Annotated in this window: 10 protein-coding genes, 3 tRNA genes and 1 pseudogene; 7 read left to right on the forward strand and 7 right to left on the reverse strand. The window is 32.6% G+C overall.

Features of this window, described 5'->3' with window-relative positions; genetic code table 11:
* A pseudogene (locus FJV36_RS06300) lies at positions 1-200 on the reverse strand (IS5/IS1182 family transposase); the annotation flags it as partial.
* A gap of 150 nt (positions 201-350) precedes the next feature.
* Positions 351-1,346, reverse strand: coding sequence for an FKBP-type peptidyl-prolyl cis-trans isomerase (locus FJV36_RS06305; protein WP_158729142.1), 996 nt, complete (start codon positions 1,344-1,346; stop codon positions 351-353).
* A gap of 78 nt (positions 1,347-1,424) precedes the next feature.
* Between FJV36_RS06305 and FJV36_RS06310 the strand changes: the two genes are divergently transcribed.
* Together FJV36_RS06310 and FJV36_RS06315 are read left to right on the forward strand one after the other, a co-directional pair.
* The gene (locus FJV36_RS06310; RefSeq protein ID WP_158729143.1) at positions 1,425-1,817 is read left to right on the forward strand and encodes an RNA-binding S4 domain-containing protein; all 393 of its coding nucleotides are present in this window, start codon (positions 1,425-1,427) and stop codon (positions 1,815-1,817) included.
* Positions 1,818-1,992: 175 nt separating this feature from the next.
* The gene (locus FJV36_RS06315; RefSeq protein WP_158729144.1) at positions 1,993-2,493 is read left to right on the forward strand and encodes a phosphoribosyltransferase family protein; all 501 of its coding nucleotides are present in this window, start codon (positions 1,993-1,995) and stop codon (positions 2,491-2,493) included.
* Here FJV36_RS06315 and FJV36_RS06320 read toward each other — a convergent pair.
* Entirely contained in the window at positions 2,485-3,003 is a 519-nt protein-coding gene (locus tag FJV36_RS06320; protein WP_158729145.1) for a shikimate kinase, read from the reverse strand. The genes FJV36_RS06315 and FJV36_RS06320 overlap by 9 nt on opposite strands.
* Positions 3,004-3,130: 127 nt before the next feature.
* Here FJV36_RS06320 and FJV36_RS06325 point away from each other — a divergent pair.
* The 5 genes from FJV36_RS06325 to FJV36_RS06345 all read left to right on the forward strand — a co-directional run bounded on the left by FJV36_RS06325 (position 3,131) and on the right by FJV36_RS06345 (position 4,860).
* A tRNA-Lys gene (locus tag FJV36_RS06325) sits at positions 3,131-3,203 on the forward strand.
* 39 nt (positions 3,204-3,242) lie between these two features.
* A tRNA-Lys gene (locus FJV36_RS06330) sits at positions 3,243-3,315 on the forward strand.
* A gap of 42 nt (positions 3,316-3,357) precedes the next feature.
* A tRNA-Leu gene (locus FJV36_RS06335) sits at positions 3,358-3,440 on the forward strand.
* Positions 3,441-3,648: 208 nt separating this feature from the next.
* Positions 3,649-4,158 carry a hypothetical protein gene (locus FJV36_RS06340; protein WP_158729146.1) on the forward strand — a complete coding sequence of 170 codons (510 nt, stop codon included), beginning with the start codon at positions 3,649-3,651 and terminating at the stop codon, positions 4,156-4,158.
* Between the two features lie 3 nt (positions 4,159-4,161).
* A complete protein-coding gene (locus FJV36_RS06345) occupies positions 4,162-4,860 on the forward strand; it encodes an aspartyl/asparaginyl beta-hydroxylase domain-containing protein (protein WP_158729147.1) in 699 nt (232 codons plus the stop codon).
* Positions 4,861-5,113: 253 nt separating this feature from the next.
* On the opposite strand, the gene FJV36_RS06350 is transcribed toward FJV36_RS06345, so the two are convergent.
* The 4 genes from FJV36_RS06350 to FJV36_RS06365 form a co-directional block, all read right to left on the reverse strand.
* Positions 5,114-5,830, reverse strand: coding sequence for a DUF418 domain-containing protein (locus FJV36_RS06350; protein WP_158729148.1), 717 nt, complete (start codon positions 5,828-5,830; stop codon positions 5,114-5,116).
* A 50-nt stretch (positions 5,831-5,880) separates the two neighbouring features.
* Positions 5,881-6,228, reverse strand: coding sequence for a hypothetical protein (locus FJV36_RS06355; protein WP_158729149.1), 348 nt, complete (start codon positions 6,226-6,228; stop codon positions 5,881-5,883).
* A gap of 234 nt (positions 6,229-6,462) precedes the next feature.
* Positions 6,463-7,443: a hypothetical protein gene (locus tag FJV36_RS06360; RefSeq protein ID WP_158729150.1), complete on the reverse strand. Its 981-nt coding sequence runs from the start codon at positions 7,441-7,443 to the stop codon at positions 6,463-6,465.
* A gap of 158 nt (positions 7,444-7,601) precedes the next feature.
* Positions 7,602-8,012: integrase core domain-containing protein (locus FJV36_RS06365; protein WP_158980918.1), on the reverse strand; the 411-nt coding region annotated here is incomplete at its 5' end.

An 8,012-nucleotide genomic window follows, 5' to 3' on the forward strand; every position in this document is an offset into this window, starting at 1 on the left:
AGAAGCAAATACTTGAACATACGAACGGGGCTTTCTGCCATACGTCCATTATTGGTGCAGTACTTATTTAATAATTCATCATAAATGAAGGAAAAATCTATTAAATCATTGATTTTCCTCAGAATGTTATTCTTTGGAATAATTAAATCATATAAAGAAGAATGTTCACTGAACTGTATTGATTGCTGTTGTACTAACATCTAAAAGCTCTTATAATTACAGCTAAATATACCAAAAAAGGAGTAGAAATACTAAGCTTTCTACTCCTTTTATTTATCAATTTATTCGAAAAAAGACTTTTTCAGTGCCCTCTGCTGTGGCAATCTGGTTTTTTTTATGTCTTTTATTTTCTAGTTACATTTAACTAAATGTCTTTTTATTCTTGCCGGATTGGTTGTATTACCATCACAGCTTGGTATGTCAGCAAATGGAATTAGCTTGCCGTTAACTGTAATTTCTGTTCGTGTGCTTACTCCATCCCCATCGTCATCTGTATCTTGAAAATTTGGTATACCATCCTTATCCGTATCATCTGCATAACGTATAGCATCTGCAGGAGGTATTGGATATGTTGTAGTATTACTATAATTAGTCATATATCCATCACCATCTAAATCCTCAAGATAATCTGCAATCCCATCGTTATCAGAATCCATTCTATTAATTGCAAACAATTTGATACTAAAAACTAACGGAGCGTATGGCGGAATAACATCTTTCCCTGTAGCATAGTATCCTAGTCCTGAAGGAATAAATAAGACCCCAGCTCCAAAATCACTGTACGAAACAGTACCATCAGCATTTGATGCGTAGCTCCCTGTTCTAAACTCAGGAAATAGCTGACCCCAACCTGTAATTATTCCTACTGATAAATTAAAAAACGTTTGCGGATTACTTGATTCATCAAATAAAGTCGCCCCAAGTGTATTTACTTCGGCTACTTTAGTTCGAGATAAATACTCTCCTTTATAGGCAGTTAAAACAGCATCAGTATTAGTAGGTGAAACTCCTGTTCCCGCTCTTAAAACAACATAATACAATTTATATGTAACACCATTTCTAAGTACATTTCTTCTTAGTAATTTAGGAAAAGTAGAACTGTTATAATAAGACCAAATAGATGGCTGATTACCACCAGTAGGAATTTTTGATATTTTGGTAACCACATCAGGGTTTGTATCCTCTATATAATATGTTTTTAAATACTCTTCAATATCCGCAACATCAGTATCATGCTGAGCTGCAAATTCTCTTGGTGGGCTAAGAGTGACAACTTCATCTTTGGAACAAGAAAATAAAGACACAGTTGTAATTAATAGAAAAAAATAATACTTAAATTTGTTCATTATTGCTAATTTTTAAGTGCGCAAGATACAATATTGATTGATTTTTGTAAACTATTTAACTCCGATTTTAGAAATTTTATGAGAATAGATAAATATTTATGGTGTGTCCGGTATTACAAAACCAGAAACATGGTTACCGAAGCCTGCAAAAAGAATCACGTAACCGTTAACGGGCAAGTAGCCAAACCTTCAAAGGAAGTTTTCCCTACTGATAAAATAACCTTTAGAAAAGATCAAATCACGCAAATTATTACGGTACTTGACGTGCCCGAAAACCGCGTAGGTGCAAAATTGGTAGACATGTACCGCCGAAACGATACTCCTGCCGAAGCTTACCAACACCTTGAACTTTTGAAATTATCGAAAGAGCATTACCGAAAAAACGGAACCGGAAGACCTACTAAAAAAGACCGTCGTGATATTGATGAATTTGGTAACGAAATCATCACCGATGAAGATGAGGGAGATTAGCATTAAGTAATACCATAAAACATTAGCTAACTTTTGTAAAACTAATACCTGACCGTAAAATTTAAATGCAAAATAAGTAACAAGTAAAATTAAGTAAAATATAAAATAACATTTACCAGCCTAGGCTCCCTCCCTTTTTGGGAGGGCTGGGGAAGGAAAACCAAATTTTAAAATAATGAGCAAAAATATTATCTTGACCAATCAGGAAATTGAACACAAAATAAAACGAATTGCCTATCAAATCTACGAAACCTTTGTAGATGAACAAGAAATTGTCATTGCTGGAATTGCAAGCAACGGTTTTACTTTTGCCAAAAAAATAGCAGTAGTTCTAGAAACTATTTCGCCACTCACGGTTACGCTGTGCGAGGTACATATCAACAAACAAGATCCACAGTCTCCTATTCGTACCTCGATAACCCAAGAACAGTACACCAATAAAGGTTTAATCCTTGTTGATGATGTATTAAATTCAGGCACCACTTTAATATATGCTGTGAAACACTTTATAGACGTACCACTGAAAAAATTTAAAACAGCAGTCTTAGTGGATAGAAATCACAAGAAGTACCCTGTAAAAGCCGATTTCAAAGGAATTTCACTCTCTACCTCACTTTTTGAGCATGTACAAGTTGTGTTTGACGAGAACGGAGACAATTATGCCTACTTAAGTTAACAAAGCAATAATTTCGGCAACCGTTTGTTCGATAGATTTTTCATCAACCACTACTTTATATTGTGCTTGATTATAATAAAAGCTTCTATCGAACAAATGTTTTGCTATAAATTCTCTCATCTCCTCTTCGTTTTTACTCGCAACAAGCGGTCTTTTGCTTTTATTTTGATGCAATCGTTGAAATAAAGTCTCGATCGAAGCTTTTAAATAGATCGAAAAAACGTTTTCTCCTTTAAAAAATTCATGATTATTGGCATAACAAGGCGTTCCTCCGCCCAAACCGATGATCATTTCTTCTGTTGATTGCATCAAATCGGCAAAAACTTCGTGTTCTATTTTGCGAAAATAGATTTCTCCATGCTTTTCAAAAATAGCATTTATAGATAAATTGAGCTTTTTTTCGATCATTTCATCCAAATCTACGAAAGGGACTTGAATACTTTTTGACAATGTATTTGCAATAGTGGACTTTCCACAGCCCATATAACCTAATAATATGATTTTTTTCATCTTAATAAAACCTTACAAATTAAGGAGTTGAGTTTTTTTGTTTAAAAAAGACAAATTTATAATAAAAAAGTTTGCAATTATCCGAAATTAGTTCTTATATTTGCACCCGCATTCAAGTAAAGAATATGACTCGATAGCTCAGTTGGTAGAGCACATCACTTTTAATGATGGGGTCCTGGGTTCGAGCCCCAGTCGGGTCACAATTTTAGTGATCAACACATAATTTTCTTGAAAGCATTGACTCGATAGCTCAGTTGGTAGAGCACATCACTTTTAATGATGGGGTCCTGGGTTCGAGCCCCAGTCGGGTCACAAAAGGTCGAGTAATTTATTACTTGGCCTTTTATTTTTTTAGGCCACGTGGAGAAACGGTAGACTTGCCATCTTGAGGGGGTGGTGCTCGTAAGGGCGTGTGGGTTCAAATCCCACCGTGGTCACAATTAAAGCCTATTTACAAGCATATATCCCATTTTTAGATATACACCCGTTGTAAGTAACTTTTTGAACTAAAAAGGCGATCCGTTAAGGTTCGCCTTTTTTTGTTTTAATCCATTTTTATACAACTATAATACTGCTTCCTAAAAACGAATCAAGCATTTTTTGATTTTTTTTACTACATTTAGTACTTGAACAGTAATACTACAAATGGCAAATTTAAAAAACACACCCGAAGTAATTAAAGTACTCCATTTTTTAGATACAATTGGCATTCCTGTGGTGGAGAAAGAATTAGACGATACCACTTTTTTACCCGGTTTGGCTTTGGGTGCCAATTGTGTTCAAATAGATTTCAACAAGTTATTGTATCCTGGCGATATATTACACGAAGCAGGCCATCTGGCAGTAACTAGCAGCGAAGACCGAAACAACATAGGTACTCCCAAAATGGCTAGCAACTGGCCTACTGATGGAGAAGAAATCATTGCTATGTTATGGTCTTATGCGGCACTTATTCATTTAAATTTACCGGCAGAGTTTGTTTTTCACCCTAAAGGGTATAAAAACCAAGCGTCTTGGCTAATTGAGAATTATAGCAATCAAAATCATATAGGATTACCTCTTTTAGAATGGACTGGCCTTTGTTTGACCAAAGAGCAAGCGGAGAGAGAAAATAAAAAACCGTTTCCCACGATGGTAAAATGGGTAAGAGATTAAAATATGAAAGCATTAATACGACATATAAAATTCGAACTTTCCTTTGATGTCAGTAAATTACAAAACGATATACAAAAAATACTAGACAACAGTTGGGTGCAGCATTATAACAAGAATGATTATGACGGTTCCTGGACATCAATTGCCTTACTGTCTGCCAATGGAAAATCAGATGCTATTTATGCCTTTGACCAAACTGAAAGCGAACTACTCCCTACTCCTATTTTAGCACTATGTCCCTATTTTACTCACGTTATAGATTCGCTTTTATTTAAAAAAACTACAGTCAGATTATTAAACCTAAGTGCGGGTGCAGTTATAAAACCGCATCAAGATCATTGTTTGGGCTATGAAGACGGCTGTTTTAGAATGCACATTCCTATTGTTACAAATCCGTTAGTTGAGTTTATTTTAGACAACGAACGCCTGCACATGAATGCAGGAGAATGCTGGTATATTGATGCTAATTTTACTCACTCCGTAGCGAATAAAGGTACTCAAGACAGAATTCATTTAGTAATTGATGGCATTCGAAACAATTGGACCGATGCTTTGTTTTTTGCTCATGCCACAGCAGAAGAATTTATAAAACCGGAACCCGTGATGAGCCAAGCTCAAAAACTACAAGTTATAGAAGAACTTAAAAAACTAAACACACCCGCAGCAAATGCTATAATTACGCAATGGCAAAGTGAGTTGTAGTGTTTTACCATAGCGCCTGGTGAAAACGCTATTATCTGACCATTTTATCGTACTAATCGATCTGTAATATGTAACACAACCTAAATTTCATTCGGATCGTTTAATTACGCCCCCAAATTCTAGCTAATAGTCATTCCCATTTTTGATTTACGATACATTAATTTTTGTATCTAAAATAACTTCGAAAAGAATTAGATCTTGAGATTTTAAGTCTTTAATGGTCATTGAATAGTTTGAAATATATTTAGGAACATTATTTTTTTGTATCACTTAATTGTCTCCAAAGCCATTCTAAAGGTCCGTAAACATGATTTTTTAACCACCAATAGCTAAATCCGATTTGAAGTACATAAATAGTGATGGCAAACAAAAAGTAAAAATAGAAAGGCATATGATGAAACAATCCTAAACCCACTCCTTGAAATACGAAAAAAGCAATTAAATTTTGAGTTAGGTAATTCGTAAAAGTCATTCTGCCAACCCATGAAAATGCTTTAAATATTTTTTTAAATTTTTGATTTATATAAAGCAATATAATTAACAAACTCGTTGAAAGCATCGTTGTTAAAACAATCCAATAATGAAATGAGAAATACTGTAAATAAGGTAATTTATACATATTAGAAAGTATAAAAACTCCCCATAAAACGATAGTGAGACTTACTACTAAAAATAAGGATTTTTTTATTTGATTTTTCCTTTCAAATAAAGTTTCCAAGAACTTACTCTTTTGTATCGCCAATCCCAGTATCATACACGTAAACATGATATAATGCGCTGTTACAGAATAGACCATATTAAGAACTTCAGTATAAATTGAGTTCAAAATATTGTATTTAAAAACCTCTAGCAATTGGGTGCTAAATCGTAAAGGCGCAATACCAGTAGTCAACGTTGTAACATATGCCGTATCAACCGTATTTATGTATGCCGCTAGTAAAGGCGCAAATAAAAATAGCACACCAGCCATATACAATAATGTTTTAGCAGAGAAATGAATAAAAAACAAAATCAGCAAGCCTAAAAAAGCATAATCCCGTAAATATCACCATCATAAAACAGACTGTTTATAAAGGCGAATACAAATAAAACCAGCATGCGGCGTACCAGAAAAAAATAAGTTTGTTGCTGCTTTTTAGCATATATGACTCCAAAACCAAAACCAAAAAGAGTAAAAAGCAAAGTCCATCCTTTAGCTGAAAAAAGTATGGATTCTACTCCATTTATTACTGTTGCTATAATTCCCTCACCATGTATTGTCCATTCTGGGCTGTAAGCATAATATAAATAATTTGAAATAACCACTATTAAAAGTGCCCAACCTCTAAGCATATCAATAATTTCGACTCTTTGTTCTTTTTGCATCATTGTTTTAAATTCTATGTAACTTTTTAATTTATAAATTGTCTTTTGTTTCACCACCTACTTCCTATAATTTTTTGTAAAACTCATTTAGCGGCAAAAATACATGCCTTTGATATACTTATCTGAGCTTGGCGTGTTTAGCCAAAAAGATTTACTTCATGAAATTACTGCGAAGAGGATGCCGTTTAAGGTGCGGAGGTTTTGGATGGTCACTGGTTGAGTTTTTTTTTAACGAAACTAACTTAATAAACTTTTTAAAGAATTATTTTTAAAATCATAAATTGTTAAAAATCTATAGTTTATATCTTTTATATAACTTAAAGGTATTGCTTCTTTAGTTACAAATATATATTCAATTTCAAAAGAAGAAAAGTCAATGTTATCATTAATTGTTTGTATTGAATTTCTATTTTCATTAAGCCATTTTTCTCTCTTTTCAACTTTTTGAATCCAACCTCTATTACTCTTTGTAATGAAATTATTTATTTCACGATTCATTTCATAAGGTGTCCTTGCAAAATTTGTATTCTTACTTTCGATACAAATAATTTTATTTAAATCTTTGTATACCATTAATATATCAAAATCTCCTAAATCCACATCATTCGGCAAAATGTCCGACTTCTTTGGTCCAATAGTAACTTCCTTTTCTATGATTAAGCAATTTAAACTTGATCTAATTAATTCAAATAAGTCATTATTAAATTCTTCACCTTTCTTTCTATTTATTGTTGACAAAAATGAATTCATTTTTGCCTTTTTAGAATTAAATCGACCTGACAAAATTATACTATACAAATGTGCAAATGAATCATACAATGCTCTTGAACCATAATAAACTTTTTCTTCTTTTTCAGTTTTTCTAATTATAAAAGGCTTTTGTAATAACGACTTTTTTCTGTTAAATCTCCAAGGATAATTTTCATTATTCTCTAAATCAAAATAATTAATTTGGCTACTAACATTTACAACTATTGAAAAAGTATCAATGATTTTTTCAACCTCATCGAATTCTAGATTAAGATTTTCACTTAATTTAGAAATAAAATCTTTTTTGTCTTTTTCAACAATCGAGTTACCCTCTTCAAATGCTATTACTACACTTGCAAAAAAGACATCGTTAAAATTATTGTAATCAATTTCAAACTCATCTTCAAATGCTAACTCAAATTCATCTTTTTCGATACTATGATTTCTTATTTCATCCGTTTTCGGCAATTCAAAGTGTTCATTTATAAATACATTAGAGTAATCTAAAACATCTTCTTTAAATTTTTCATTATAAAATGGCTCAATATTTTTATTTCTAAACTCTTTACTGCTACCTGTTTTGACCCCTATAAAACAAGAGTATTATTCTAAATTTCGATTATTATTTATGCGGTTAATTTTTTCATTAAAATTAGATGCTTGTCCTGGTTCCATTTCTCTATTGGTGTAATGCGTCCTAAAAGGCCATGTAGCCTAGTATTATTATAGAAAATTACATATCTTTTTAATATTAGCTCAATTTCTCCAAAAGTTCTATAATCAACTCTTTGGAACACTTCTTTTTTTAATATTCCATGATAGGCTTCAATATGCGCATTTTCTTCGGGTGTTGCTACATGTGTAAATTCTTGCTGAACTCCTATGAGTCCAAGGTATTCTCGAACACTTTTGGCAATAAATTGACTTCCATTATCACTTCTTATCACAACACTTTCAGGGTATTGGTATTCCAAAAATAAATCTGAAAGAAAAGCGATTACTTTGTCTTGTTTTATAGAAAAAGAGAAAAAATCTTT

It is taken from the genome of Flavobacterium sp. I-STPP5a (assembly GCF_009764685.1).
Taxonomy (GTDB): domain Bacteria; phylum Bacteroidota; class Bacteroidia; order Flavobacteriales; family Flavobacteriaceae; genus Flavobacterium.